Origin of the sequence: Streptomyces sp. NPDC053076 (assembly GCF_044546845.1) — a bacterium.
Classification (GTDB): domain Bacteria; phylum Actinomycetota; class Actinomycetes; order Streptomycetales; family Streptomycetaceae; genus Streptomyces.
Window position 1 is genome coordinate 667,397 of the sequence record NZ_JBITZL010000004.1, and the last position, 24,998, is coordinate 692,394.

At 69.2% G+C, this 24,998-nt stretch carries 23 protein-coding genes; 9 read left to right on the forward strand and 14 right to left on the reverse strand.

Annotated features, from left to right (window positions below):
• Window positions 1–103 precede the first annotated feature (103 nt).
• From ACIGYR_RS20405 to ACIGYR_RS20425, 5 genes are all read right to left on the reverse strand, one after another.
• Entirely contained in the window at window positions 104–520 is a 417-nt protein-coding gene (locus ACIGYR_RS20405) for a DUF6113 family protein (protein ID WP_399597609.1), read from the reverse strand.
• Window positions 517–1,371: an N-acetyl-1-D-myo-inositol-2-amino-2-deoxy-alpha-D-glucopyranoside deacetylase gene (gene mshB / locus ACIGYR_RS20410; RefSeq protein WP_399597606.1), complete on the reverse strand. Its 855-nt coding sequence runs from the start codon at window positions 1,369–1,371 to the stop codon at window positions 517–519. Before mshB ends, ACIGYR_RS20405 begins: the two co-directional genes overlap by 4 nt.
• A gap of 275 nt (window positions 1,372–1,646) precedes the next feature.
• Window positions 1,647–2,261 carry a Uma2 family endonuclease gene (locus ACIGYR_RS20415; RefSeq protein WP_399597604.1) on the reverse strand — a complete coding sequence of 205 codons (615 nt, stop codon included), beginning with the start codon at window positions 2,259–2,261 and terminating at the stop codon, window positions 1,647–1,649.
• A gap of 52 nt (window positions 2,262–2,313) precedes the next feature.
• Complete coding sequence (locus ACIGYR_RS20420; RefSeq protein ID WP_399597601.1) at window positions 2,314–3,246, reverse strand: helix-turn-helix domain-containing protein; 933 nt, start codon at window positions 3,244–3,246, stop codon at window positions 2,314–2,316.
• Window positions 3,247–3,762: 516 nt separating this feature from the next.
• A complete protein-coding gene (locus tag ACIGYR_RS20425; RefSeq protein ID WP_391840431.1) occupies window positions 3,763–3,957 on the reverse strand; it encodes a hypothetical protein in 195 nt (64 codons plus the stop codon).
• Between the two features lie 173 nt (window positions 3,958–4,130).
• Here ACIGYR_RS20425 and ACIGYR_RS20430 point away from each other — a divergent pair, with 173 nt between their 5' ends.
• Window positions 4,131–6,266, forward strand: coding sequence for a prolyl oligopeptidase family serine peptidase (locus ACIGYR_RS20430; RefSeq protein WP_399597599.1), 2,136 nt, complete (start codon window positions 4,131–4,133; stop codon window positions 6,264–6,266).
• 110 nt (window positions 6,267–6,376) lie between these two features.
• Here ACIGYR_RS20430 and ACIGYR_RS20435 read toward each other — a convergent pair whose 3' ends face one another.
• The 5 genes from ACIGYR_RS20435 to ACIGYR_RS20455 are packed head-to-tail and all read right to left on the reverse strand — an operon-like array spanning window position 6,377 to window position 11,956.
• On the reverse strand, window positions 6,377–7,453 hold the full coding sequence (locus ACIGYR_RS20435; protein WP_399597596.1) for an ABC transporter ATP-binding protein: 1,077 nt from the start codon (window positions 7,451–7,453) through the stop codon (window positions 6,377–6,379).
• A complete protein-coding gene (locus tag ACIGYR_RS20440; protein ID WP_391840426.1) occupies window positions 7,437–8,420 on the reverse strand; it encodes an ABC transporter ATP-binding protein in 984 nt (327 codons plus the stop codon). Before ACIGYR_RS20440 ends, ACIGYR_RS20435 begins: the two co-directional genes overlap by 17 nt.
• A gap of 7 nt (window positions 8,421–8,427) precedes the next feature.
• On the reverse strand, window positions 8,428–9,408 hold the full coding sequence (locus tag ACIGYR_RS20445) for an ABC transporter permease (RefSeq protein WP_391840424.1): 981 nt from the start codon (window positions 9,406–9,408) through the stop codon (window positions 8,428–8,430).
• A complete protein-coding gene (locus ACIGYR_RS20450) occupies window positions 9,401–10,321 on the reverse strand; it encodes an ABC transporter permease (RefSeq protein ID WP_391840422.1) in 921 nt (306 codons plus the stop codon). The genes ACIGYR_RS20445 and ACIGYR_RS20450 overlap by 8 nt, the downstream gene beginning before the upstream one ends.
• Before the next feature lie 6 nt (window positions 10,322–10,327).
• Window positions 10,328–11,956: an ABC transporter substrate-binding protein gene (locus ACIGYR_RS20455; protein ID WP_399597592.1), complete on the reverse strand. Its 1,629-nt coding sequence runs from the start codon at window positions 11,954–11,956 to the stop codon at window positions 10,328–10,330.
• 467 nt (window positions 11,957–12,423) lie between these two features.
• Here ACIGYR_RS20455 and ACIGYR_RS20460 point away from each other — a divergent pair, with 467 nt between their 5' ends.
• The 6 genes from ACIGYR_RS20460 to ACIGYR_RS20485 all read left to right on the forward strand — a co-directional run bounded on the left by ACIGYR_RS20460 (window position 12,424) and on the right by ACIGYR_RS20485 (window position 19,449).
• The gene (locus ACIGYR_RS20460; RefSeq protein WP_399597589.1) at window positions 12,424–13,452 is read left to right on the forward strand and encodes an ABC transporter permease; all 1,029 of its coding nucleotides are present in this window, start codon (window positions 12,424–12,426) and stop codon (window positions 13,450–13,452) included.
• Between the two features lie 78 nt (window positions 13,453–13,530).
• Window positions 13,531–15,312, forward strand: a complete 1,782-nt coding sequence (locus ACIGYR_RS20465; RefSeq protein WP_391840417.1) for an ABC transporter substrate-binding protein — start codon at window positions 13,531–13,533, stop codon at window positions 15,310–15,312.
• Window positions 15,313–15,396: 84 nt separating this feature from the next.
• Window positions 15,397–16,377, forward strand: coding sequence for an ABC transporter permease (locus tag ACIGYR_RS20470; protein WP_399597586.1), 981 nt, complete (start codon window positions 15,397–15,399; stop codon window positions 16,375–16,377).
• Between the two features lie 10 nt (window positions 16,378–16,387).
• Entirely contained in the window at window positions 16,388–17,413 is a 1,026-nt protein-coding gene (locus ACIGYR_RS20475; RefSeq protein ID WP_391840414.1) for an ABC transporter ATP-binding protein, read from the forward strand.
• Between the two features lie 26 nt (window positions 17,414–17,439).
• Entirely contained in the window at window positions 17,440–18,483 is a 1,044-nt protein-coding gene (locus ACIGYR_RS20480) for an ABC transporter ATP-binding protein (RefSeq protein ID WP_399597584.1), read from the forward strand.
• Between the two features lie 219 nt (window positions 18,484–18,702).
• On the forward strand, window positions 18,703–19,449 hold the full coding sequence (locus ACIGYR_RS20485) for a class I SAM-dependent methyltransferase (RefSeq protein WP_399597581.1): 747 nt from the start codon (window positions 18,703–18,705) through the stop codon (window positions 19,447–19,449).
• Window positions 19,450–19,474: 25 nt separating this feature from the next.
• Here the strand turns inward: ACIGYR_RS20485 and ACIGYR_RS20490 are convergent, their stop codons facing one another.
• Complete coding sequence (locus ACIGYR_RS20490) at window positions 19,475–20,803, reverse strand: hypothetical protein (protein WP_399597580.1); 1,329 nt, start codon at window positions 20,801–20,803, stop codon at window positions 19,475–19,477.
• 220 nt (window positions 20,804–21,023) lie between these two features.
• Here ACIGYR_RS20490 and ACIGYR_RS20495 point away from each other — a divergent pair, with 220 nt between their 5' ends.
• Together ACIGYR_RS20495 and ACIGYR_RS20500 are read left to right on the forward strand one after the other, a co-directional pair.
• The gene (locus tag ACIGYR_RS20495) at window positions 21,024–21,416 is read left to right on the forward strand and encodes an ATP-binding protein (protein ID WP_399597578.1); all 393 of its coding nucleotides are present in this window, start codon (window positions 21,024–21,026) and stop codon (window positions 21,414–21,416) included.
• On the forward strand, window positions 21,413–21,694 hold the full coding sequence (locus tag ACIGYR_RS20500) for a hypothetical protein (RefSeq protein WP_399597576.1): 282 nt from the start codon (window positions 21,413–21,415) through the stop codon (window positions 21,692–21,694). Before ACIGYR_RS20495 ends, ACIGYR_RS20500 begins: the two co-directional genes overlap by 4 nt.
• A gap of 41 nt (window positions 21,695–21,735) precedes the next feature.
• Here ACIGYR_RS20500 and ACIGYR_RS20505 read toward each other — a convergent pair whose 3' ends face one another.
• Genes ACIGYR_RS20505 through ACIGYR_RS20515 form a run of 3 tightly spaced genes read right to left on the reverse strand, consistent with a single transcriptional unit; the run spans window position 21,736 to window position 24,920 of the window.
• Window positions 21,736–22,851: an ABC transporter ATP-binding protein gene (locus ACIGYR_RS20505; protein ID WP_399597574.1), complete on the reverse strand. Its 1,116-nt coding sequence runs from the start codon at window positions 22,849–22,851 to the stop codon at window positions 21,736–21,738.
• Between the two features lie 14 nt (window positions 22,852–22,865).
• Entirely contained in the window at window positions 22,866–23,927 is a 1,062-nt protein-coding gene (locus ACIGYR_RS20510; RefSeq protein ID WP_391840406.1) for an ABC transporter ATP-binding protein, read from the reverse strand.
• A 15-nt stretch (window positions 23,928–23,942) separates the two neighbouring features.
• Window positions 23,943–24,920, reverse strand: coding sequence for an ABC transporter permease (locus ACIGYR_RS20515; protein WP_391840404.1), 978 nt, complete (start codon window positions 24,918–24,920; stop codon window positions 23,943–23,945).
• Between the last annotated feature and the right edge of the window lie 78 nt (window positions 24,921–24,998).

Sequence of the window (24,998 nt, forward strand, 5' to 3'; positions counted from 1 at the left end):
CGGCGGCGCGCACCACCATACTGGCCACTTCTGGCGCTTATCCCATGACCGCCGAGGAAACCCACACGGGACTCGCACGTGCGCCGCCCGGCGAAGTGGTACGTCACTTGGCAAGTCGGGCGGCACCGACGCCGGGTCGCCGCCCGGCACCGACGGTGGCACAGATCACAGCGAGGGCCATGCCGCCGAGCAGGAAGAGATACGAGCCGCCGCCCGCCCCGAACAGGAAGTCGCCTTCCGGACGCGTGGTGGTGAGCAGGACGACGGCGACGATCCAGCCCGCCGCCGGGGCGACCGCTCCGCTCCGGCTCCCGGTGGCGTACGACCCGCCGAGGAAGAGCCCGGCGGCGCCCGCGAGGGCGAGCAGCAGCCCGCCGGGGAACCAGGCGGGCTGCACCAGGGTCCCGGCGAGGCCCGTGACCGCGCCGAGCAGGAAGAGGCCGAGGTGGGCGGCGGCCCGTCCGGGGGTGGGCGGGCGCAGTGGCTGGGCGAGCGGCGAGCCCGGTCCGCCGTCGCTCATGACGCCTCCTCGATGCCGGCGAACAGGTCGGTCTCCCCGCGCTGTCCCGTCCCGCGCACCAACTCGTAGTACTCGGTGGTGAACAGCGGCTGGGCGAGTTCGTTGGAGAGCGCGAAGTACGGCTCGGCCACCTCGATCTGGGTGGCGTGGGCGCGCATCGCGGCGGCCTTGGCGGCGGCGTGCTCGGTGCCGTCGATCGTGGTGGTGATCCGCTCGTCGTCGACCACGCCCGGTACGTCGTCCACCACAGCGCCCTTTTCGAACGGCAGTGCGGCCAACTCGTCCTGGAGGCGGGCGAAGGCGGCCTCCACGACGGAGCGCGGGACACGGTTCCAGTACACCTTGTCGACCCGGTGGCCCCGTTCGGCCGCGAGGTCGACCGCGCGCATGGCGACACGGTGGGCCTGGATGTGGTCCGGGTGGCCGTAGCCGCCGTTGTCGTCGTAGGCCACGAGGACCTGCGGGCGGACCTCCAGGATCACCTCGGCGAGCCGGCCGGCGGCCTCGTCCACGTCGGCCTGCCAGAAGCAGCCGGGGTCTTCGTTGTCGGCGAGCCCCATCATTCCGGAGTCGCCGTACCGCCCGGCGCCACCGAGCAGCCGGCCGTCGGTGACCCCGAGCGCGGCCAGGGCCGCGCCCAGCTCGCCGCGCCGGTGCGCGCCCAGCGCGGGGCCCGTCAGATGCCGCAGCTCCGGCGGAATGACCTCGCCCCGTTCACCCAGGGTGCAGGTGACCAGAGTCACATGGGCACCCTCGGCCGCGTACTTGGCCATGGTCGCGCCGTTGTTGATCGACTCGTCGTCCGGGTGCGCGTGCACCAGGAGCAGACGTCGCGCGGGCAGTTCCGTCATGGGGTCAGCCTATGAGGCGGCCGGCCGGTTCACCGAACCGCGGCCGGTCACCCCTCGTCGTCGAGTGCGTGGGCGATGGCCAGGGCGGTCCGCTCGATCCAGTCGACGGCGTCCGTCACCTCCGCCCCGCCGATCGGGCGGCGCTGTTTCAGGTCGCCGTCGATCAGGTCTGCGTCGTGCGCGATTCTGTCGCGACGCCGGGTGATCTCCGGGTACCGGCCGCGGAGTTTCTACGCGTTGAGGAAACCGGCTCTCCCGCTTCCGGATACGGCCCCTCAGGAGTCGATCTCTGCCGCGTCGTCCTGGTAGCGCGGCAGGCCGTCCGTCGGAATGGTCCACTCCGCGATGGTGACGTCCTCGCCGTAGACGAAGTCCTTCCGGGTGGCGTAGCGGGGGCCGGCCGGGGTGGAGTGGATGTCGCTGAAGACCGCGCCGGTTCCGGTACGGGGGTCGAAGATCCCGTAGACGGGGATGCCGAGCAGCGGGTAGTCGCGCGTCTTGCCCACCCAGTCGTTGTCCGGGTTGGACCTGGAGACGATCTCGATGGCGGCGATGACCGTGCGGGGGTCGATCGAGCCCTTGACCTCCAGGTCGGTCCAGGCGATCACCAGCACGTCCGGGTGCCGCATGATGCCCTGGGGTACGTCCTCCACGTCAGGCGTGCCGTTGTGGGCCAGCAGCTCGTCCGGCATGACCTTCTCCAGACGGCGGCTGACGTGTGCGGCCGTGACCTCGTGGGGGCCTCCGGGCGACATCATGTCGTGGACGATCCCTTCCTTGGTGATCTCGAACTTGCCGGGCAACGTGTCGTCCATGGACTGCGTGAAGTCGCGCATGGCCCGGTACAGGCGGGAGGCGCCCTGCTGCGCGTCGTCGGGTGCGATGGTCATGGCGCTCGCTCCTCGTCGTCTGTGCCCAGGGGCAAGGATCGTCCCGTTCATGCTAGGCGGCCTCCTGGAGTTCGGTTCGGCAGTCGCGGCAGCGGGCTTCGGGTTCCGGCGAGCGGAAGCCGCGGTCGCAGCCGTCGCAGTTCCGCATGGGGTACCGGGCCGGTTGCGGGGCGGCCGGCGCCCGGAACGGGGGCGGGGGCGGCAGCTGGGCTGCGAGGCGGTGTGCCAGAAGGGCGGCGGGGCGGCGTACGCCCTCGGGTGGCAGGTCGGCGGTCAGGGCACGGCGTACGGCGGCGGGGGCGACGTCGCGCTCCAGCCAGGCGGCGACGCCGGAGGCCAGGTGGGCCGTGTCGCGGGCGGAGAGGAGCAGCCGGGGGTCGTGGCGGTGGAGGTCCGCGAGGAGGCCGGTGGCGGCCTCCAGAAGCGCGGGGGCGGCGTACGCGGGGCTCGGCACGGCGGGGAGCGGCTTGCGGGGGCCTGGCTTCTCGCGCGTCCTGCACGGCGTGCTCTCCTCGCACGGCTCCTGCCTCTGCGGTGCCTCCGCCGCCCGGGTCCGCGGACGGCCGGGGACCTCGGTGTGATGGCGGGCCGCGGCCGGCTGGTTGCAGGAGATCGTGCGGGTGACGATGCGACCGGTGGCCGTGCGGTGGCGTTCGCGCCGCAGGTAGCCGTGGGCCTCCAGCTCGCGCAGCGCGGTGGCGATGCGGGTGGCTCCCTCGGGGAACCGGGCGGCGAGGGTCTTGATGTCGGCCGGGGCGCCCTTCGGCAGCGACTGGAGGTGCACGCCGAGCCCGATCGCGAGGAGTGACAGTTCCCTGTGCTGGGCCAGGTGGTTGCCGACCACCGTGAAGCGCATGGTGTGGCGGGTGTTGTCGTGCTGGAGGCCGCCGGTGCGGTGGGCCGTGCCGGGCCGCCGGTTCGGGTGCCTGTTGCCGGTAACGCGGGCCTGGGCGTGCGGGGGCACGCTAGGGTTTTGGGTACCCATCGGGAAGTTTCTGCCTTCCTCGGTGGTCAGGCCCTCGCACTGGGATGCCAGTCCCGGCGGGGGCCGTCTCATGTCTGCGGTTGTGGTGGTGCGTTGCGCCGAGCGTCGGGCCTCGTGGGTTGCGAGGTCCAGCCGGTCCGGGGATGTTCACCCGCCCGAGTGAGTGCGGGCCACGGGCGGGAGGGGTGGGGCTTGGTGGGGTGCTTTCCCCGGCTTTCTTTGTCTTTCAGCCGCCGACGGCACCGGAGCACGTGGGGCCGGGTTCCGGTGCGGTGAGGGCGATCTCCGCCCAGACGGTCTTGCGCGGGAAGCGCCGAGGTTGACCTTGTCGAGGGCGATCAGGTCCTCGTAGCCGAACTCCTTGAACGGCCCGTTCCCCTGACCCGCTACCCCCGGACCCCCTCGTTCCACGACTGGCACAGCTCATGAAGCCGGGGAGCGGGGCGGCGGAACGCGACAGCCGGCGACGAGATCAGTACGTCGGTCGGCCCGTCGGGTCCGTCGCCCCGCCCGCCGTCAGAACTTGATGCTGCCGATCATGCTGGCGACATTCGTCGTCAGCTCGTTGATCGTCGGGGCGACGGTCGAGGAGGCGAGATAGAAACCGAGCAGGACGCAGACGACCGCGTGGCCGCCCTTCAGCCCCGACTTCTTGACCAGCAAGAAGACGATGATCGCCAGCAGCACCACCGCCGAAATCGAGAGTGCCACGGCGGCTCACCTCCAAAGATCCCAGGGGACGCGGGTTCTAGATCAGTTGAGCAAATCCATGCAGACGCCAGCAGGTTCATACCCACAGTGCGGTAGTGATCATAACTATCCGTACTCGCGCATCGCTCGGCGCACGGCCGCACAAGGGGGCGCATGGCCAATATGGTCGGGGTATGACGACCGAGGCTGACTCCTTCCCCCGTCGGCACGCCCGGACCCAGCGGTTCACGCTCGGCGCGCCGCGTGCGTTCACCGTGGCACCCGACGGTTCGCGTGTCGCTTTCCTGCGTTCGGGCTCCGGCACCGACCGGGCCAACTCCCTGTGGCTGCTGGACCTTCCGGACGGCACCGAGCGCCTGGCGGCCGACCCGGGCGTACTCCTCCGCGGCGCCTCCGAAGAGCTCTCCGCCGAGGAGCGGGCCCGCCGGGAGCGCAGCCGTGAGGGCGGCGCCGGCATCGTCGGCTACGCCTCTGACAGCGCCCTGGAGTTGGCTTCTTTCTCCTTGTCAGGGCGGCTTTTCACGGCGGAGCTGCGGGCCGGCACGGCGCGTGAACTCCGTGTTCCGGGGCCGGTGATCGACCCGCGCCCGTCCCCCGACGGCCGGTACGTCGCGTACGTCTCGCGGGGCGCCCTGCGGGTGGTGGGCGCGGAGGGGGACGGTGACCGGGCACTGGCCGAGCCCGAGTCGGCGCGGGTCTGCTACGGCCTCGCGGAGTTCGTCGCGGCCGAGGAGATGGCACGCACCCGCGGCTTCTGGTGGGCGCCGCGGTCGGACCGGCTGCTCGTGGCGCGCGTGGACGACACGCCGGTGCGGCAGTGGTGGATCGCGGATCCGGCCCACCCCGACCGTGAGCCAAGTAACGTCAGGTACCCCGCGGCGGGCACCCCGAACGCCGACGTACGACTGTTCGTCATCGGTCTCGACGGGGAGCGCACGGAGGTCGCGTGGGACCGGACCCGCTATCCGTACCTGGCACGTGTGCACTGGTCAGAGGCGGGTGCGCCACTGCTCCTCGTCCAGGCGCGGGATCAGCGCAGCCAGCTGTTCCTGGCGGTGGATCCGGACACGGGGGCCACCCGGATGGTGCACGCGGACGAAGATCCAACTTGGCTTGAACTGTTCGCTGGTGTGCCCTGCTGGAGCCCGTCGGGGCAGCTCGTCCGGATCGCGGACGAGGGCGGCGCACGCGTGCTGGCGGTCGGTGAACGGCCGCTGACCAGCGCCCAGTTGCACGTCCGTGCGGTTCTGGACGTGGGTGCGGACGACGTACTCGTTTCCGCCTCGGCGGGCGCGGAGGCGGAGGCGGAGGCGCCGGAAATTGGCGAAGTCCATGTGTACCGGGTGAACGAGCTGGGCCTGGAGCGGCTGTCCCAGGAACCCGGTGTGCACACGGCGGTGCGCGCCGGGGGTGTGACCGTCCTCGTGTCCGCGGCCCTGGACAGGCCGGGCGCCCGTGTCCAGGTGCTGCGTGACGGAAAACCGGCGGCCGCTGTCCGCTCGTACGCTGAAGATCCCGGTTTGTCCCCACGGGTGACCCTCACCGAAGGGGGCGCACGCAAAATTCCGTGCGCCGTGCTTATGCCACGGGACTACCACGGTGACACTCCCCTGCCGGTTCTGCTGGACCCCTACGGTGGCCCGCACGGGCAGCGGGTGGTGGCCGCGCACAACGCCCATCTGACCTCCCAGTGGTTCGCCGACCAGGGCTTCGCCGTGATCGTCGCCGACGGCCGGGGCACCCCGGGCCGGTCGCCCGGCTGGGAGAAGGAGGTCCGGGACGACTTGGCGGCCGTGGTGCTCCAGGACCAGGTGGACGCGCTGCACGCGCTCGCCGGGCGGTACCCGCTGGACCTGGACCGGGTGGCGATCCGGGGCTGGTCCTTCGGCGGCTATCTGGCGGCGCTGGCGGTGCTGCGCCGGCCGGACGTCTTCCACGCGGCGGTGGTCGGCGCGCCCGTGACCGACCTGCGGCTGTACGACACCCACTACCAGGAGCGCTACCTCGGCCACCCGGACGAGCAGCCGGAGATCTACCGCCGCAACTCGCTCGTCGACGACGCAGGCCTGGTCGACCCGGCCGAGCCGCACCGCCCGATGATGCTCATCCACGGCCTGGCGGACGACAACGTGGTCGTCGCCCACTCCCTGCGCCTGTCCTCCGCCCTGCTGGCCGCCGGCCGCCCGCACGAGGTGCTGCCGCTGTCCGGGGTGACCCACATGACCCCGCAGGAGGCGGTCGCCGAGAACCTGCTCCGCCTCCAGCTGGACTTCCTCCGCCGCTCCCTCCCGGCGGCCGCGCGCCCGTGAACCGCGTTAACGCACCGGCAACTTCACGGAAGCGGCACCGATATACGGACACGGAAGCCTGAACTCCGTACGGCCGTGCGGGTGCCGTAGACGGGCCGGGGTGCGCCATGTCACCCCGGCCCGTCGCCGTTCCGCCGGGACTCCCGCGACGGGGAGGGCGTGATCGACACGGCCTCCTCCGCGAAGTGGCACGCCGAGGGGTGGGCCGCGGGGCCGGCCGCGTCGCGGAAGACGGCGGGCACCGCCAGGGCCGGCACCTCCTGCGCACAGCGCCGCTGCGCCTTCCAGCACCGGGTGCGGAAACGGCAGCCCGAGGGGATGTCCGTCGGCGAGGGCACGTCCCCGGTGAGGATGATCCGCTCCCGCCGGTCACGGGCCTCCGGGTCGGGCACGGGCACCGCGGAGAGCAGGGCCTGGGTGTAGGGGTGCGTCGGATGCTCGTAGATCTCGGCATCCCGCCCGATCTCCACGATCCGGCCCAGGTACATGACCCCGACCCGGTCCGAGATGTGCCGGACGATCGACAGGTCGTGCGCGATGAAGACGTAGCTCAGGTCGAATTCCGACTGGAGCCGGTCCAGCAGGTTGATGACCTGGGCCTGGACCGAGACGTCCAGCGCGGACACCGGTTCGTCGGCGACGATGATCTCGGGGCGCAGCGCCAGCCCCCGGGCGATGCCGATGCGCTGGCGCTGGCCCCCGGAGAACTGGTGGGGATAGCGGTTGACGTACTCCGGGTCGAGTCCGACCACGTCCAGCAGCTCCTGGACCCTGCGGCGCCGGTCGCCCTTGGGGGCCACCTCGGGGTGGATCTCGTACGGCTCCCCGACGATGTCGCCGACCGTCATCCGGGGGTTGAGCGAGGTGTACGGGTCCTGGAAGACCATCTGGATGTTGCGGCGCACGGCTTTCAGGGCCCTGCCGGACAGCCGGGTGATGTCCTCGCCCTTGAACCGGATGGCGCCCGCCGTGGGGCGCTCCAGGTTGCAGAGCAGCTTGGCGACCGTCGACTTGCCGCAGCCCGACTCGCCCACGATGCCCAGGGTCTCGCCCCGGCCGAGCGTGAAGTCGACGCCGTCGACCGCCTTCACCGCGCCGACCTGCTTCCTGAACAGGACGCCCCGGGTCAGCGGGTAGTGCTTGACGAGGCCGCCGACCTCCAGGATCGGCTCAGTGGTCGGGGCCATGCAGGCACTCCCTCCAGAAGTGACAGGCGCTGCCCCGGCCGTCGGACACCGGGTACAGCGGGGGTTCGTCGGTGCGGCACACGTCCTGGGCCATCGGGCAGCGAGGGTGGAAGGAACAGCCCGGCGGGACGCGCATGAGGTTCGGCGGGAGGCCCTTGATGGCGTACAGCTGCTGTCCCTTGCGGTCCAGGCGGGGCACGGACTCCAGCAGTCCGCGGGTGTAGGGGTGGGCCGGGGCCTTGTAGAGGTCGCGCACGGGCGCCGACTCGACGATCTTCCCGGCGTACATCACCGCGATCCGGTCGGCGACGTCCGCGACGACCCCCAGGTCGTGGGTGATCAGGATCAGCCCCATGCGGTACTCGCGCTGCAACTCCGCGAGCAGGTCCATGACCTGGGCCTGGACCGTGACGTCCAGGGCGGTGGTCGGCTCGTCGGCGATGATCAGCGCCGGTTCCAGGGCCAGCGCCATGGCGATCATGATCCGCTGGCGCATGCCGCCCGAGAACTGGTGGGGATAGTCCCGCACCCGCTGCGCCGCCGCGGGGATGCGCACCCGGTCCATCAGCTCGACGGCCCCGGCCCGCGCGTCCTTCCTGGACGCTCCCCGGTGCACGACGTACATCTCCGCCAGCTGGTCGCCCACGGAGAGCACCGGGTTGAGGGCGGACAGCGCGTCCTGGAAGATCATCGCCATTCCGGCGCCCCGGATCCTGCGCCGCTGCTGCTCCTTCAGCTGCAGCAGGTCCTGCCCCCGGAACAGGATCTGTCCGCCGGTGATCCGGCCCGGCGGCATGTCCAGGATCCCCATCACGGCCTGCGCGGTCACCGACTTGCCGGAGCCGGACTCGCCCAGGACGGCCAGGGTCTCCCCCGCGTCGACCTGGTAGCTCACCCCGTTGACGGCATGGGCGACCCCGTCCCGGGTCCGGAACTCCACGTGCAGGTCCCGCACTTCGAGCAGCACGGCACCATCACCTCAGCTTCGGGTCGAGGGCGTCGCGGACCGCGTCGCCGAGCATGATGAAGGCCAGGACCGTGAGGGCGAGGGCGCCCGCGGGCCACAGCAGGGCGTGCGGGGCGTTGCGGATGTAGGGGGAGGCGGCGGAGATGTCGATGCCCCAGGAGACGCTGGGCGGCTTGAGGCCGACTCCGAGGTAGGACAGGGTCGCCTCCAGCGCGATGTACGTGCCGAGCGCGATGGTCGCGACGACGATGACGGGGGCCACGGCGTTCGGCGCGATGTGCCGGAGCAGGATGCGGGCGTCGGAGGCGCCCAGCGCGCGGGCGGCCTGGACGTAGTCGTTCTGCTTGGCGGTGATGACGGCGCCGCGGGCGATCCGGGAGATCTGCGGCCAGCCGAGCAGCACCATGAACCCGACGACCGGCCAGACCGTATTGGAGGTCACGACGGAGAGGAGGACGAGACCGCCGAGGACGACCGGGATGGCGAAGAAGACGTCGGTGACCCGGGAGAGCACCGAGTCCCAGACACCGCCGAAGTAGCCCGCCAGGCCGCCGAGCACCGACCCGAACAGGGCCACCCCGAGCGTGGCGCACAGGCCGACCGTGGCGGACGTACGGGCGCCGTAGACGGTGCGCGTGTAGACGTTGCAGCCCTGGCCGTCGTAGCCGAAGGGGGCGCCCGGTGCCGGACCGTCCTGGGCCTTGGCCAGGTCGCACGTCAGGGGGCTGCCGGAGGCGATCGCCGAGGGCCACAGGGAGATGACGACCAGGAAGACGATGACCAGGGCGGAGAGCAGGAACACCGGGTTGCGGCGCAGGTCCCGCCAGGCGTCGGACCACAGGGAGCGCGGTCTGCCGGCCGGTCCGCCGCCCTCGGGGCCGCGCGGCGTCTTCTCCAGCGTGACGGCCTCGCTCGCGCCGAGGTCCATCGCGCCGCCCATGCCGGTGCCGGCGATCGCGCCTTCGGGCTCGTACGGCTGGTCAGGCATAGCGGATCCTCGGGTCGAGTACGGCGTAGAGCAGGTCCACGAGCAGGTTGGCGACCAGGAAGACCAGTACGAGCACGGTCACGAAACCGACCACCGTCTGGGTGTTCTGGCGCAGGATGCCCTGGTAGAGCTGATAGCCGACGCCATGGATGTTGAAGATCCGCTCGGTGACGATCGCGCCGCCCATCAGCGCGCCGATGTCGGTGCCGATGAAGGTGACCACGGGGATCAGGGAGTTGCGCAGCAGGTGCCGGGTGATGACCCGGCGCCGGGGCAGGCCCTTGGCGATCGCCGTGCGGACGTAGTCGGACCGCTTGTTCTCGGCGATGGAGGTGCGGGTCAGCCGGGTGACGTAGGCGAGCGAGACGGATGCGAGGACCAGGCCGGGCACGATCAGCTCGTCGAAGGTGCCGTAGCGGACCGAGGGTCTGATCCACCCCCACTTGATGCCGAGCAGCAGTTGCAGCAGCAGACCGGTGACGAAGGTCGGCACGGAGATCACGACCAGGGTGGCCAGGAGCACACCGGTGTCGACGGGCCGGCCGCGCCGGAGTCCGGTGAGGACGCCCAGCGTGATGCCGATGACGATCTCGAAGAGGATGGCCACGATGGTCAGCCGGACGGTGACGGGGAACGCGGTCGCCATCAGTTCGGTGACCGGCTGGCCGTTGAAGGCCGTGCCGAAGTCGCCGGTGAAGACCTTCCTCATGTAGGTGAGGTATTGCTGCCAGAGCGGCTTGTCGAGGCCGAACTCGCGTTTCAGCTGGGCGGCCGTCGCCGGGTCGCAGGCCCGTTCCCCGCACAGCCCGGCGACGGGATCGCCCATCACGTTCACCATCAGGAAGATCAGCAGCGTGGCCCCGACGAACACCGGCACCATCTGGAGCAGCCGCCGGACGACATAGCGCCCCATGGCGGCTCAGCCGACCTTGATCTCGTTGTAGACCGGGACGCTGAAGGGGTTGAGCGCCACGTGGGACAGCCGGTCGGAGTAACCGGCGTTGCCGTTCTGGTACCACAGCGGGATGGCGGCCATGTGGTCCCGGACGACCTCCTCCGCCTTCTGGAAGCCGGCGACCGCCTTGGCGGTGTCCGTCTCGGCGTTGGCCTGGTTCACGAGACGGTCGAAGGTCCTGTCGGACCACTTGCCGTCGTTGGAGGAGGCGCCCGTGTAGTAGAGCGGCTGGAGGAAGTTCTGGATGAGCGGGTAGTCCATCTGCCAGCCCGCCCGGAAGGGGCCGGTCATCTTGTGCGCTCCGAGCTGGTTGCGGAAGTCGGCGAAGGTGCCGACCGGGTTGCCGACGCATGCCTTGTCGTTGCCGAGGGCGTTGTTGATGGAGTTGCACACGGCGTCCACCCACTCCTTGTGCGAGCCCGCGTCCGCGTTGTAGGTGATCTTGACCCGGCCGCCGGGGATGCCACCGCCCTCCTCGATCAGGGCCTTCGCCCGGGCGGGGTCGTACTCGCACGCCTTGCCGCACAGGCCGGCCTTGAAGCCGCCCTGCGTGCCGAGGACCGGGGAGGTCCAGTCGGTGGCCGGGGTCCGGGTCCTGCGGAAGATCGTGCCGGTGATCTGCTCGCGGTTGATCGCCATGGACAGGCCGGTGCGGACCTTCTCCGAGCCCGGCATGTTCCACGCCTTGTCGTAGTAGGGGAAGGCGAGGGTCTGGATGATGCCCGCCGGGGTGTTGATGTAGCGGTCGCCCAGGTCGCCCTTGACGTTCTTCAACTGAGCGGCGGGGATGTCGTCGGCGAGATCGAGGTTGCCCGCCAGGAGGTCGGTGTAGGCGGTGTTGCTGTCGGTGTAGACCATCAGGGTCACGCCGTCGTTGCGGGCCTTGTCCGTACCGGGATAGCCCTCCCACTTCCTCAGGTACATCTGGGAGCCCCTCGTGTAGGACTCGATGGTGTACGGGCCGTTGCCGACCGGTTTCCTCACCCAGGCCGCGTGGTCGGTGAAGAAGGCGCGGGGCAGCGGGGCGAAGGCCGCGTAGCCGAGGGTGTCGGGGAAGCCGGAGAACTTCTGGTTCAGTTTCACGGTGAAGGTGTGGTCGTCGACCGCCTTCAGCCCGGACAGCGTGTCGGCGCTCTGGCTGCCGCTGTCGGGGTGGACCTTGTCGTACCCGTCGATGTAGCCGAAGAAGTAGGCGTTCTTCTGGTTGTTCCGCAGGCTCGCCCCGTAGTTCCAGGCGTCCACGAAGGAGCGGGCGGTCACCTTCTCGCCGTTGGAGAAGGTCCAGCCGTCCTTGATCCTGACGGTGAAGTTCCGCGAGTCCCCGGTCCGGATGGACCGGGCCAGCCAGTCCTGGGCCTTGCCGGTCCTCGGGTCGTACTTCTTCAGGCCCCGGAAGATCATGTCGAGGACCTTGCCGCCCTGCACCTCGTTGGTGTTGGCAGGCTCCAGCGGGTTCTGCGGATCGCCCCAGGAGGAGCTGAGCACGGCGCCGCCGTTGCCGCCGCCGCTCGCGCCGCCGACCCCGCAGCCCGTGGCCGCGAGCGCCGTAGCCACCGCGCCTGCGGCCCATCGGGCGTGCGTGATGCCACGCATGGCGTCCCTCCTCCATGAGCCTTGAACGCTTACCGGTCGATATCGACACATACCGCGCATAGCTCATGTGCACTGCCCGATTGGGCGGCCTTTGGGGGGAGACGTCATCCGAATGCAGGCACCGCCCGCCCGGCGTCCTGATGATCTTGAGTGTCGAGCGCAATAGATCTTCGCGTAACGATGCCGAAACGTTGGATTGGGTCGTTCCGATGTACGCATTTCGACACTCCACCGTCCGTATATCGAACTCCTTGACCGATTCGCGCAGTTAGTCCGATGTGAAGCACGGATTGATTACGGCGTGCTACCCGCGTAGCTACGGAATGGTCAAGTATGAGCAAAGAAGGTAAAGAGAAAACCAAGGCGGTCGAGAATTTATTGACCTTGAATGAATTGCGTTGAAAAAGTCCGGCGTAGCCCGTAGGGGAGCGCCCTGCGGAGCCTTGACCCACAAGGCACGGAGCATCATGACCCCCGCAACCCCTTCCCCGGCCGCCCCACTTGAGGTGACCGACGAAGACACCGCCGCAACGGCGAAGCTCGGCAGCCCGAAGGGCGCCGAAAGCCGCTCTCCGGGACGGCTGGCCTGGATCCGCTTCAAGCGGGACAGGACGGGCGTCATATCCGCCTTTGTGGTGATCTTCTTCTTCGTCGTCGGCATCCTGGCGCCGCTCATAGCCAAGCTGTACGGCAAGGACCCGTACACCACGTACGGCATGAACATCCCGGGGCTGCTGAACGAGTTCAACTACCCCATCAAGGGGAACGGCGGCATCAGCTCCGACTTCTGGTTCGGCATCGAGCCGCAGCTCGGCCGGGACGTCTTCACCTTCCTGCTCTACGGCATCCGCAACTCGCTGCTGATCGCGACCGCCGCGGCCCTGCTGACGACCCTGCTCGGCGTCGTCGTCGGCATCACCGCCGGCTACCTGGGCGGCAAGACGGACTACTTCGTCGGCCGTGTGATCGATATCCTGCTGGCGTTCCCACAGACCCTGTTCTTCATCGCCTTCTGGCCGGTGGTCGTGGCGATCTTCGTCTCGCCGGAGGAGAACACCCCGGTCTGGCTGACCGTCACCAGCCTCATCCTCGTGATGACGGCCTTCGGCTGGGCCTCCATCGCCCGTCTGCTGCGCGGCGAGGTCCTCGCCCTGCGCGAGCGGGAGTTCGTCGAGGCGGCCAAGATCACCGGGGCGTCCCCGGCGCGCATCATCTTCAAGGAACTGCTGCCCAACCTGTGGACGCCGATCCTCATCCAGGCGACGCTGCTCCTCCCGGCCTATGTGACGGCCGAGGCGGGTCTCGCCTTCGTCGGCGTCGGCCTCACGGACCCCACCCCCGACTGGGGTGTGATGATCCAGAACGGCGCCAAGGTGTACCAGGACGACATCACCTTCATGCTCTTCCCGGGTCTGACGATGGTGATCTTCGTGGTCGCCTTCAACCTCCTCGGTGACTCGGTCCGTGACGCCCTGGACCCCAAGACCAAACGCTGAGTACCACCCCCGGCCGCGGCGACGGGGCCCTGCCGGGGCTTCCAGCACCACTTCGTTCCTCCACCAGAACAGGCAGCCATGTCCTTTTCCCGCAGAAACTTCCTGATCGCAACCTCTGTCGCGGCCGCGGGCTCGACGGTGCTGTCCGCCTGCAGCAGCGGTGACTCGGGCGGTAGCGGCTCCCGGAGCACCGGCGCCACGGAGTACACCGGTGCCAAGGTCACCATCGGCACCGCGTCCGACTCCACCGGTCCGGCCCCGGAGATCCCCGGCGCGAAGACGGGCGGCACCATCTACGGCCTGGCCCCGGACGACTTCTCGCACCTCGACCCGCAGCGCATCTACTACGCGTACAACTCCACAGTCGCGCTGCTGCTGCACCGCTGCCTGACCGGCTACAAGATCGACTCCTCCGGCAAGCAGAAGCTCGTCGGCGACCTCGCCACCGACACCGGCAAGGCCTCCGACGACAACAAGACCTGGACCTTCACGCTGAAGGAGGGTCTGAAGTGGGAGGACGGCAGCGAGCTGACCGTCGACGACGTCCGCCACGGCTTCGAGCGCTCCTGGGCGACGTTCGTCACCGAGGGCGCCGACTACGCCCAGCGCGCGCTGACCGGCAAGGGCGGCAAGTGGCGTGACGGCTACCCCGGCCCGTACGGCGGCAAGCACCTGGACTCGATCGTCACCGACAAGGCGAAGCGGACGATCACCTTCAAGCTGGCCGAGTCCAAGCCGGACTTCAACTTCACCCTGGCGATGCACTCCTACGCCGCCGTGCCGGTGAAGATGGACACCAAGGAGAAGTACGACAAGAAGCCGGTCGCCTGCGGTCCCTACAAGATCAAGGCTCACACCACCGACAAGTCGATGGTGCTGATCCGGAACAAGAACTGGGACCCGAAGACCGACTCGATCCGCAACGCCTACCCGGACGGCTTCGAGTTCCACTTCGGTGTCGAGACGCTGGACGGCGTCGACCGCCTCATCGCCTCCCAGGGCAACGACGCCTACGGTGTCTCCATCTACAAGGGCGTCCCGGCCGAGCGCATCCAGAAGGTCCTCACCGACCCGGACCTGAAGAAGCGCACCTTCAACGGCCTGCTCACCGGCACGTACTTCTACTGGATCAACACCAAGCGCGTCACCGACCTGAAGGTCCGCCAGGCCCTCATCCACGCCTGGCCGCTGCAGCAGATCCGGCAGATCTACGGCGGCCCGTCCGCCGGCGACTTCGCCACCTCGGTCCTCAGCCCCGACATCATCGGCTACCAGAAGACCGACCCGTACAACAAGTCGAAGAAGCCGCAGGGCGACCCGGAGGCAGCGAAGAAGCTGCTGAAGGAGGCCGGCAAGCTCGGCCAGAAGATCGTCTACGCCTTCCCGCAGGACCCGACCTACAACAAGACCAAGGTCGTCATCGAGAACGCCCTGAAGGCGGCCGGCTTCACCCCGGTCATCAAGCCGGTCGACTCGACGTCGTACTACGACCAGGTCCAGCAGGTCGACAACAGCTACGACGTGATGTGGGGCGGCTGGTCCCCGGACTGGCCGACCGCCTACACGATGATCCAGCCGCTGCTCGACGGCGACGCCATCGGCAACGGCAAGAACAACGTCTCGCAGACCGACGTCGACTGGATCAACGAGGGCATCAAGAAGAACGCGGTCATCCCCGACCAGATGAAGGCCGGCAAGGAGTGGGCCGCGCTCGACAAGCGGATCATGGAGGAGGTCGCCCCGATGATCCCCGAGACGTACCAGCGTCGCTTCTACGTCTACGGCAACAAGGTCGGTGGCGCGCAGTTCGACCCGAACTTCTCCGCGACCCTGCTGTACAAGACCTTCGTCAAGGCCTGACGTACGGCCCCCTAGGCGGGGCGGCCCAGGCGCCGCCCCGCCGTTTCACCCCCCTACGGCATCCGTCAGGAAATCCCAACTGCCATGTTCCGCTTCCTCGTCCGCCGGATCCTCGGCGCCGCGGTGATTCTGCTGATCATCAGCGCCCTGGTGTTCGTCCTGTTCTACGCCGCTCCGCGCGACCCCGCCCGCATCGCGTGCGGCAAGGTCTGCACGCCAGAGACCCTGGCCCTGGTGAAGAAGAACCTGGCGATCTCCGACCCGCTCCCCGTGCAGTACTGGGAATGGCTCAAGGGCCTGTTCGTGGGGCGGGACTACAGTTCGTTCGGTCACTGCGACGCGCCCTGCCTGGGCTTCTCGTTCCAGAACCGCGAGCCGGTGCTGGACACCATCCTGGACCGCTTCCCCACCACGATCTCCCTGTCCCTCGGCAGCGCCGTGGTCTTCCTGATCTTCGGTGTCGGCACCGGCATGCTGGCCGCCATCAAGCAGGGCAAGGCCCTGGACAAGATCGCCAGCTCCGCCTCGCTGATCGCGTCCTCGATGCAGATCTACGTCGTCGGTGTCTTCGCCACCTACCTCTTCGTCGACCAGCTGCACCTGCTGGACCGGGCGAGCTACACGCCGTTCACGGAGAACCCGGGCCAGTGGTTCTCGGGCCTGCTGGTGCCGTGGCTGGTGCTGTCGCTGATCTTCACGGCCAACTACACGCGTATGACGCGCTCCCAGATGGTCGAGTCGCTCAGCCAGGACTACGTGCGCACCGCCCGCGCCAAGGGCCTGTCCCGCCGCACGGTGTTCTTCCGGTTCGCCTGGCGCGGTGCGATGGGACCGATCGTCACGATCTTCGGTCTCGACCTCGGTGTGCTGCTCGGCGGCGCCATCATCACCGAGTCGACCTTCAGCCTCCAGGGCCTCGGCATGCTCTCGGTGAAGGCGGTCGGCACCAACGACCTGCCCATGCTGCTGGGCGTCGTCATGGTGGCCGCCGGCGCGATCGTCGTCTTCAACATCATCGTGGACGCCGTGTACGCCATGATCGACCCGCGCGTGCGCCTCGCTTAAGGAGAGACCCATGAGCACCCCCTTCCTCTCCGTCCGCGACCTCAAGGTCCACTTCTCCACCGAGGACGGCATCGTCAAGGCCGTCGACGGGCTCTCCTTCGACCTGGAGAAGGGCAAGACCCTCGGCATCGTCGGCGAGTCCGGCTCGGGCAAGTCCGTCACGAACATGGCGATCCTGGGCCTGCACGACCCGCGCAACACCGCCCTCGACGGCGAGATCCTGCTCGACGACAAGGAGCTGATCACCGCCTCCGAGAAGGAGCTGGAGCGGCTCCGCGGCAACAAGATGTCGATGATCTTCCAGGACGCCCTGGCCTCGCTGTCGCCGTACCACACCATCGGCGCGCAGATCGCCGAGACGTACCGCAAGCACACCGGCTGCTCCAAGAAGGACGCCCGGGTGCGCGCGATCGAGATGCTCCGCAGGGTCGGCATCCCGCAGCCGGACGCGCGGGTGGACGACTACCCGCACCAGTTCTCCGGCGGTATGCGCCAGCGCGCGATGATCGCCATGGCACTGGTCTGCGACCCCGAGCTGCTGGTCGCCGACGAGCCGACCACGGCCCTCGACGTGACGGTCCAGGCGCAGATCATGGACCTCCTGAAGGACCTCCAGCAGGAGTTCGGCACCGCGATCATCTTCATCACGCACGACCTGGGCGTCATCGCCGACATCGCGGACGACGTGCTGGTGATGTACGGCGGCCGGTGCGTGGAGCGCGGGACGAAGAAGGAAGTGCTGCAGAACCCGCAGCACCCCTACACGCTGGGCCTGATGAGCTCGATGCCGAGCCTGGACGGGCCGGTCGACGTACCGCTCTCGCCGATCCCCGGTTCGCCGCCCTCCCTGCTCAACCCGCCGTCCGGCTGCCGCTTCCACCCCCGGTGCGCGTTCGCCGACAAGGCGGCCGGCGGGCGCTGCTCCAGTGAGCGGCCCGTGCTGGAGATCGTGGACGGACGGGGGGCGGCCTGCCACCTGACGCCGGAGCAGAAGAGCGAGTTGTTCTCCGACCACGCCGCCGGCCGCAGCCACTGACGGATTTCAGACGGGACTTCACCACCATGAGCAGCACCACCCCCCTCCTGGACGTCTCCGGGCTCACCAAGCACTTCCCGATCAAGGGCGGCTTCCCCATCAAGCGGACGGTCGGCGCCGTCCAGGCCGTCGACGGGCTGGACTTCCAGGTCGGCGAGGGCGAGAGCCTGGGCCTGGTCGGTGAGTCCGGCTGCGGCAAGTCCACCACGGGCCGGCTCATCACCCGCCTGCTGGAGCCGACCGCCGGCAAGATCACCTACCGTGGCCAGGACATCACGCATGCCGGCCGCAAGCAGCTGGAGCCGATCCGCTCCGAGATCCAGATGATCTTCCAGGATCCCTACGCCTCGCTGAACCCGCGGCAGACGGTCGGCAAGATCATCTCCGGGCCGATGGAGATCAACGACATCAAGCCGGAAGGCGGCCGGGAGAAGCGCGTCCGTGAGCTGCTGGAGATCGTCGGCCTGAACCCGGAGCACTACAACCGGTTCCCGCACGAGTTCTCCGGCGGCCAGCGCCAGCGCATCGGCGTCGCCCGGGCCCTCGCCCTGGAACCGAAGCTGATCGTCGCCGACGAGCCGGTCTCCGCCCTGGACGTCTCCATCCAGGCCCAGGTCGTCAACCTGCTCCAGAAGGTGCAGAGGGAACTCGGCATCGCGTTCGTCTTCATCGCCCACGACCTGGCGATCGTCCGGCACTTCTCGCAGCGCGTCGCGGTCATGTACCTGGGTAAGATCGTCGAGATCGCCGATCGCGAGGACCTGTACGACAACCCGCGCCACCCCTACACGCGGGCCCTGCTGTCCGCCGTGCCCGAGGCCACGGTGGACGAGGTGCCGCGTGAGCGCATCCGGCTGACCGGTGACGTGCCGTCGCCGATCAACCCGCCCTCCGGCTGCCGCTTCCGCACCCGCTGCTGGAAGGCGACCGAGAAGTGCGCGACGGAGGCGCCGCCGCTGGTGCAGGCTGCCGGCAACAAGCCGGGTCACCTGACCGCCTGCCACTACCCGGAGACGGCGGACACCGTTCCCGCTCCGCGCCTCTCCAAGGACCCCGAGGCGGCGGCCTGACACACCCCTTTCCGTCAGCCGCCCCCTTTAGGAACGGACTTTCTCGGCCCATTGACCCGAGCCCATGAACGTCCGCTCCGGGGACGAGGGCCCGTGCCTCCCCAGGCACGGGCCCTCCTTCGTGTCCGGACGCGGCGTCAATCTCTGCTGACGGCAAAGGACTTCGGCAAGTGCGGCGTTCCTGACGCGCCGTTCAGCATCGTGTGTCACACTGCCGCGGTGGTGGATCACGTCTTTGCCGATCTCTCGCTCGCCGAACTGTACGACGGCCTCAACCCCTGGGGCCCGGGGGACGACTTCTACCTCGGGCTGCTGCGGGAGGCCGGGGCCGTGCTGGACATCGGGTGCGGCACCGGGCGGTTACTGCGGCGGGCCCGGGCCGAGGGGCACGGAGGGCGGCTGGTGGGGCTGGATCCGGCCGCCGCCATGCTCGTCCAGGCGCGACGGGCGCGACCCGATGTCGAGTGGGTGCTCGGCGATGTGCGGGTGCGCTGCTGGCGGCCGGAGTTCGACCTGGTCGTCACGACCGGACACGCCTTCCAGGAACTGGTGAGGGACGAGGAGATCCGGGTCTGTCTGCGCGCCGCCCGCGCGGCCCTGGCCGACGGGGGACGCCTCGTCTTCGAGACCCGCAATCCCGCCGCCCGCGCCTGGGAGCGCTGGACCCCGGACCGGGTGTACGAGACCACCGCCGCCGACGGCACCCCGGTGAAGGTGTGGCACGAGGTCGGGACCGTCGCCCCGGACCTGGCCCGGGTGCACTTCACGGAGTCCTACACCGCCCCCCACTGGCCGGCCCCCCGGGTCGTCCGCAGCGTCCTCCGCTTCCTGGACGCCGACACCCTGAACACCTTCCTGACGGAGGCGGGCCTGACCGTCGTCGAACAGTACGGTGACTGGGACGGGTCCCCGCTGACCCCCACCTCCCCGGAGATCATCACGGTGGCCCGGCGGGCCCAGCGCTGACGCGGCGGGCGCCGGTCCCGGATCACTACGCGGCGGCCTTCTGCCGAGCGACCTCGCGGACGCGTTCGCCGAGTTGCCGCACGCTCCGGCTCTTGCGGGTGGCCACGTGCCTCTTCAGGGTGTCGAAATGCTCGTCTCCGCGGGAGGTCGACAGGGCCGTGTAGTCGTCCAGGAACCGATCCCACGTAGCGCACGCGGCGTCGACATGACCGAGTTCCCATTGCCTGGAGGCGAGGAGGCCGTTGGAATGGACGCGGCCCTGACGCTCGTGTGCGGGACGGACCCGGTTGGACTGTTGCATCGCCTTGATGGAGCCGGGCAGATCACCCAGGGCATACAGGACACTGCTGACGTGGAACTGGTAGGCGGCCTGGTCGTATCCGCCTACGGCATCGTTACCGCCGTCGGCTTTCGACAAGGCGTCCTCGGTCTCCCGTAGCCTGTCGAACGCCTGGTGCCGGTCACCTACCAGAGCGGCGCCGTGCGCCTGCTGTCCGCGCAGGAATGCGACCAGGCGCGGGCCGGCCGCCGGTGCCGCTTCGGCAGCGGAGTCCGCCAGTTCCAGGGCCTTCGAGGCGTGTTTCAGGCTGGCCGCCTGCAAAGCCATGCCGCGCAGCGTCCGGCAGTAGGTGATCTGGTCGCCGCCTTCCTTGGCCAGGTCGAGGGCCTGTACGAAGTAGCGTTGTCCGAGACCGTGAGACCGCTCGTACATGGCCATCCAGCCGGTCAGATAGACGAAGTCGCTGGCGGCAGCGAGCAGATCGCTCTTCACCCTGCCCTTGGCGTCGGCGTCGAGCCACGGCAGGACGGTGTTCGCTAGGAACGCCGCAGCCATGGGACGGGCGTGACCGCCGCCGAGGTCGTCCAGAATCGTTGCGATGTGGTCCGTCATCCGCTGCACCGTGACGACTTCGCCCGCGCCGACGCGCACCGTACGCCCGGCCTTCACGTCGTCTTCGGCACGGTCGAGACGGTCGCCCAGATCGGAGAAGCCCGGGACCATCAGGGCCGCCGAATAGAGTCCGGTGGCAAGCACTCCGCGTCGTGACGGGTCCATGTCGCTCCTCACGAGATCCACCAGGTCAGCAGACATGCGCGCGTCCTCGCCGGGGAACCCGGCCTCCGCGAAGGTTACGACGCGACCGACCCGCCGCGAGAGTGCTTCGAGAACAGCCGCCCGTGCTTCCTCCTTCGGAACGCTTCCCTTGAGCCAGTGCGTGACCGTGCTGGCGTCGTAGTGCAGCTCGACTCCGGCCTCGGCGGCCGTACGGTTCACCGCTCGCGCCAGCTGCCCGTTTCCCCATTCGGCCTCACGCATCAGCGCGGCGAGAGCCGTGTTCGGTGTGCGTGCCATGTCCAGCTCCCCTGGCGTTCAACGCATTCAACGGCCTTACCAGCATGGACCGTTCTCACTGCGGGCGTACCCCCGTTGGATGGATATCAGCCGCCGGCAACACGGCTGCACGATACGGCGGCAGTCCAACGGGCCGGTCGCCCCACTCCAAGGAGACGACTACGTGACCACGACCGCCACGAGACCGATGTCAAAGGGCGATCCCGGCTATACCGAGACGATGCCCTGTGAACCGCAGTCCGCTAAGCGCGCCCGGGCCCTGGTGGCCACCGTGCTGAGAACCTGGGGGATAGGGGACCTGCTGGACGCCGGAATGCTGATCGTGGACGAGCTGGTGACGAACGCCATCGACCACACCCCCTGTCGCACGGTCCGGGTTGTGATCCGGCGCGTGTCCCGGGACCGGGTACGGATCGGCGTCGCCGACAGCTCCCGCGCGGTCCCCGGCGTCGGAATTCCGGACGAGGATTCCGAGGGCGGCCGTGGCCTGGTCCTGGTCGACGTACTGAGTGACCGCTGGGGGTACGACCTACATCCCACGTGGAAGCTCGTCTGGGCCGAACTCACCCGTCCTCGAACAACACTCGCCCCATCGACAGGAGCACCAGCATGAGCACCACTCTGAGCCCCGAGCGGATCGAACTCGGGCGCTTCTTCGCTGTCGCCGCCGAGCGGTTGGCCGCCGGGCACACGGTCGTGGAGATGTTCTCCAGCGCCGTCGACGCCGAATGGCACCGCTTCCTGGACGACCCGGAATACGCCGCGTTCTGCACCGACCACGCCAGAGGTGTCCTCGGCCACGCCGCCGCGGCCGGCGCCGGTGGAATCGATCACCCCCTGCTTCCGACATCCCGTGATGAGGGAGGGCACAGTCTTGCCGGAGGTTGGTGACCCCTCAGCCGGCCGCGTCACCAACCTGCGCGTCGGCACACTCAGCCCTGGTCCTCCTCCAGCGCCGCCAGCGCCGGATCCAGCACGATGTCCTCCTCGCGGGCGGTGGTCGGCTCCTCCGGGAAGTGGCAGGCCGTCAGATGGCCCTCCCGGTTGCCGGAGATCTGGACCAGCGGGGGTTCCTCGGCGGCGCACTTGTCCTGTGCCTTCCAGCAGCGGGTGCGGAAGCGGCAGCCGGAGGGCGGGTTGATCGGCGACGGCACGTCTCCGGCGAGGCGGATGCGCTCGCGCTGGGGCGCCTCCTCCCCCGTCAGGGCCACCTCGGGGACGGCGGACAGCAGAGCGTGGGTGTAGGGGTGGCGCGGACGGGTGTAGATGGAGTCGCGGTCGCCCACCTCGATGATCTTGCCGAGGTACATGACCGCGACGCGCTGCGAGAAGTGCCGGACGATCGCGAGGTCGTGGGCGATGAAGAGGAAGGAGATGCCGAGTTCCCTCTGCACCTTCTGGAGCAGGTTGACGACCTGGGCCTGGATGGAGACGTCCAGGGCGGAGACCGGCTCGTCGGCGACGATCAGTTTCGGTTCCAGGGCGAGGGCCCGGGCGACGCCGATGCGCTGGCGCTGGCCGCCGGAGAACTCGTGCGGGAACCGGTTGTAGTGCTCCGGGTTCAGGCCGACGATCTCCAGCAGCTCACGGACGCGCTTCTCCCGGCCGCCTTCCGGCTTGATGTCGTTGATCTCCATCGGCCCGGAGATGATCTTGCCGACCGTCTGCCGCGGATTCAGCGACGAGTAGGGGTCCTGGAAGATCATCTGGATCTCTGAGCGGATGGGCGCGAGCTGCTTGCGCGTCGCGCGGCTGATGTCCCGGCCGCGATAGGTGATGGTGCCGGCGGTCGGCTCCAGCAGGCGGGTGATGAGCCGGCCCGTGGTCGACTTGCCACAGCCGGACTCACCGACCAGGCCGAAGCTCTCCCCCGCGTGCACGGTCAGGTCCAGGCCGTCGACGGCCTGGACGGCGCCGACGGTGCGGCGGATGGGAAAGCCGCCCTTGACCGGGAAGTGCTTGACCAGCCCCGAGACCGTCAGCAGCGGCTCCCCTGCCGCGTCTGCACCGGCCTCGCGGGCGGCGGGAAGGACCAGGTCCTCTTTCATGGCGGTGTGTCCTCCTAGCCGAGTCGGGGCCTGATCTCTTCGACGAAGATGGTTCGTTTCTGCTCCGCGCTGAGATGGCACGCCGAGGAGCGGTCCGGTGCCAGCGCGGGGCGCTCGGTGGCGCAGCGGTCGCCGCCGACGCGGTCCGGGAAGGTGCACCGGGGGTGGAAGCGGCAGCCGGACGGCGGGGTGAGCAGGCTCGGCGGCGTACCGGGAATGGGCGACAGCGGGGTGCCGAGGTCGGAGTCCAGCCGGGGCATGGAGTTCAGCAGACCCCAGGTGTACGGGTGTTGCGGCGACCTGAGGACCTCGTCGACGGTGCCGCGCTCCACCGCGCGCCCGGCGTACATGACCATGATGTCGTCGGCCATGTCGGCGATGACGCCGAGGTCGTGGGTGATGAAGACGATCCCCGTGCCGAACTCCCGCTGGAGGTCCTTGAGCAGATCGAGGATCTGGGCCTGCACGGTCACGTCCAGCGCCGTGGTCGGCTCGTCGGCGATCAGCAGGTCCGGGTCGCAGACCAGCGCCATGGCGATCATGGCGCGCTGGCGCATCCCGCCGGAGAACTGGTGCGGGTAGTCCCGGGCGCGCTCCTTGGGGTGGGGGATGCCGACCTTGGCGAGCATCTCCACGGCGCGCTCCCAGCCGGCCTTCTTCGAGGCGCCCGTGTGCTTCATGAACGGCTCGGCGATCTGCCGGCCGATGGTGTAGAAGGGCGACAGCGCGGTGAGGGGATCCTGGAAGATCATCGCCACCCGGTTGCCGCGCAGCCGCTCCATCTCCTTCTCGGTGGCGGTGATGAGTTCCTTGCCGTCGAGGAGGATCTCCCCGTCGACGGTCGTGAACAGCGGATCGTGCAGTCCGAGGATCGTCAGGTTGGTGACCGACTTGCCCGAACCCGACTCGCCCACGATGCCGAGGGTCTTGCCGCGGTCCAGGCCGAAGGAGAGTCCGTCGACGGCCTTGACCGGGCCGTCCTCGGTGGAGAACGTCACCTGGAGATCACGCACCGAGAGGAAACCGTCCGGCCCGGTCGGGGCCGGTGCGCCCGCGGCCTTGGTCAGTGTGGTCACAGTGGTTGGTTCTTCCTAGGAGAGCCGGATGCGGGGGTCGATCCACGCGTAGGTGATGTCGGTCAGGATGTTGATGATCAGGATGAAGAAGGCACCGAACAGCATGACCCCCATCGTCAGCGGCAGGTCCTTGTTGACCGCGCCGTCCACCGCGAGCCGGCCGATCCCCTGGAGGGAGAAGGTCAGTTCGGTGACGACGGCGCCACCCAGCATGGAGCTGACGTCGATGCCGAGCACGGTGACGATCGGGATGAGCGAGCCGCGCCAGGCGTAGCGCAGGAAGACGTACTTGCGCGACATGCCCTTCGCCCGCGCGGTGCGCACATGATCCTCGGCGAGCTGCTCGATCATCGACGAACGTGCCATACGGGTGTACTGCGCGGTGAAGATCGTGGCCATCACGCAGACCGGGATCGACATCCCGACGAACCACCCCAGCGGGTCCTGGGTGACCGGCACGTAGTGCGGGTCCTCCATCCAGCCGGTGCTGTAGACGAGGATCGTCAGCACGATCGGGCCGAGGAAGTAGATCTGGAACGAACTCAGCACCATGGACGTGCCGGTGGCGACCTTGTCCACCAGCGTCCCGCGCCGGTAGGCGGCGATCATGCCCGCGCCGACCCCGACGAGGAGGAAGACGACCGCACCCCCGGCGGTCAGGGTGAGGGTCAGCGGGAACCGGTCCAGGATGGTGCCCCAGACCATGTCCCCCGAGTAGAACGACACGCCCAGGCAGGGGGCCGAGCAGTGGCCGGCCGGGAAGTCGCGGCCCGTCACGATGCCGGACATGAAGTCCCAGAACTGCTGTGCCAGGGGCAGGTCGAGGCCCAGGGCGTCCCGGATGTCCGCCAGCCGCTGGGGCGAACAGTCCTTGCCGCAGGCCAGGGAGGCGTAGTCGGAGGGTGCGGCCACGAAGAGGAAGAACGTCGCCGCCCCGATGAGGAAGAGCGTGACGAAGGCGCCGAGCGTGCGCCGGATGATGAACTGAAGCATGGCGGGCTGGCTGCTCTCTGCGGAGACGGTGGGTAGGGGGCGCTCGGAGCCGGGGGCGCGCTCGCGGTGCCACGCGCC

Bases quoted from the DNA above. Each gene is read 5' to 3' on its own strand.
- ACIGYR_RS20405 (WP_399597609.1), bottom strand. From the start codon at position 520: ATGAGCGACGGCGGACCGGGCTCGCCGCTCGCCCAGCCACTGCGCCCG.
- mshB (WP_399597606.1), bottom strand. From the start codon at position 1,371: ATGACGGAACTGCCCGCGCGACGTCTGCTCCTGGTGCACGCGCACCCG.
- ACIGYR_RS20415 (WP_399597604.1), bottom strand. From the start codon at position 2,261: ATGACCATCGCACCCGACGACGCGCAGCAGGGCGCCTCCCGCCTGTAC.
- ACIGYR_RS20420 (WP_399597601.1), bottom strand. From the start codon at position 3,246: ATGGGTACCCAAAACCCTAGCGTGCCCCCGCACGCCCAGGCCCGCGTT.
- ACIGYR_RS20430 (WP_399597599.1), top strand. From the start codon at position 4,131: ATGACGACCGAGGCTGACTCCTTCCCCCGTCGGCACGCCCGGACCCAG.
- ACIGYR_RS20435 (WP_399597596.1), bottom strand. From the start codon at position 7,453: ATGGCCCCGACCACTGAGCCGATCCTGGAGGTCGGCGGCCTCGTCAAG.
- ACIGYR_RS20445 (WP_391840424.1), bottom strand. From the start codon at position 9,408: ATGCCTGACCAGCCGTACGAGCCCGAAGGCGCGATCGCCGGCACCGGC.
- ACIGYR_RS20450 (WP_391840422.1), bottom strand. From the start codon at position 10,321: ATGGGGCGCTATGTCGTCCGGCGGCTGCTCCAGATGGTGCCGGTGTTC.
- ACIGYR_RS20455 (WP_399597592.1), bottom strand. From the start codon at position 11,956: ATGCGTGGCATCACGCACGCCCGATGGGCCGCAGGCGCGGTGGCTACG.
- ACIGYR_RS20460 (WP_399597589.1), top strand. From the start codon at position 12,424: ATGACCCCCGCAACCCCTTCCCCGGCCGCCCCACTTGAGGTGACCGAC.
- ACIGYR_RS20465 (WP_391840417.1), top strand. From the start codon at position 13,531: ATGTCCTTTTCCCGCAGAAACTTCCTGATCGCAACCTCTGTCGCGGCC.
- ACIGYR_RS20470 (WP_399597586.1), top strand. From the start codon at position 15,397: ATGTTCCGCTTCCTCGTCCGCCGGATCCTCGGCGCCGCGGTGATTCTG.
- ACIGYR_RS20475 (WP_391840414.1), top strand. From the start codon at position 16,388: ATGAGCACCCCCTTCCTCTCCGTCCGCGACCTCAAGGTCCACTTCTCC.
- ACIGYR_RS20480 (WP_399597584.1), top strand. From the start codon at position 17,440: ATGAGCAGCACCACCCCCCTCCTGGACGTCTCCGGGCTCACCAAGCAC.
- ACIGYR_RS20490 (WP_399597580.1), bottom strand. From the start codon at position 20,803: ATGGCACGCACACCGAACACGGCTCTCGCCGCGCTGATGCGTGAGGCC.
- ACIGYR_RS20495 (WP_399597578.1), top strand. From the start codon at position 21,024: ATGCCCTGTGAACCGCAGTCCGCTAAGCGCGCCCGGGCCCTGGTGGCC.
- ACIGYR_RS20500 (WP_399597576.1), top strand. From the start codon at position 21,413: ATGAGCACCACTCTGAGCCCCGAGCGGATCGAACTCGGGCGCTTCTTC.
- ACIGYR_RS20505 (WP_399597574.1), bottom strand. From the start codon at position 22,851: ATGAAAGAGGACCTGGTCCTTCCCGCCGCCCGCGAGGCCGGTGCAGAC.
- ACIGYR_RS20515 (WP_391840404.1), bottom strand. From the start codon at position 24,920: ATGCTTCAGTTCATCATCCGGCGCACGCTCGGCGCCTTCGTCACGCTC.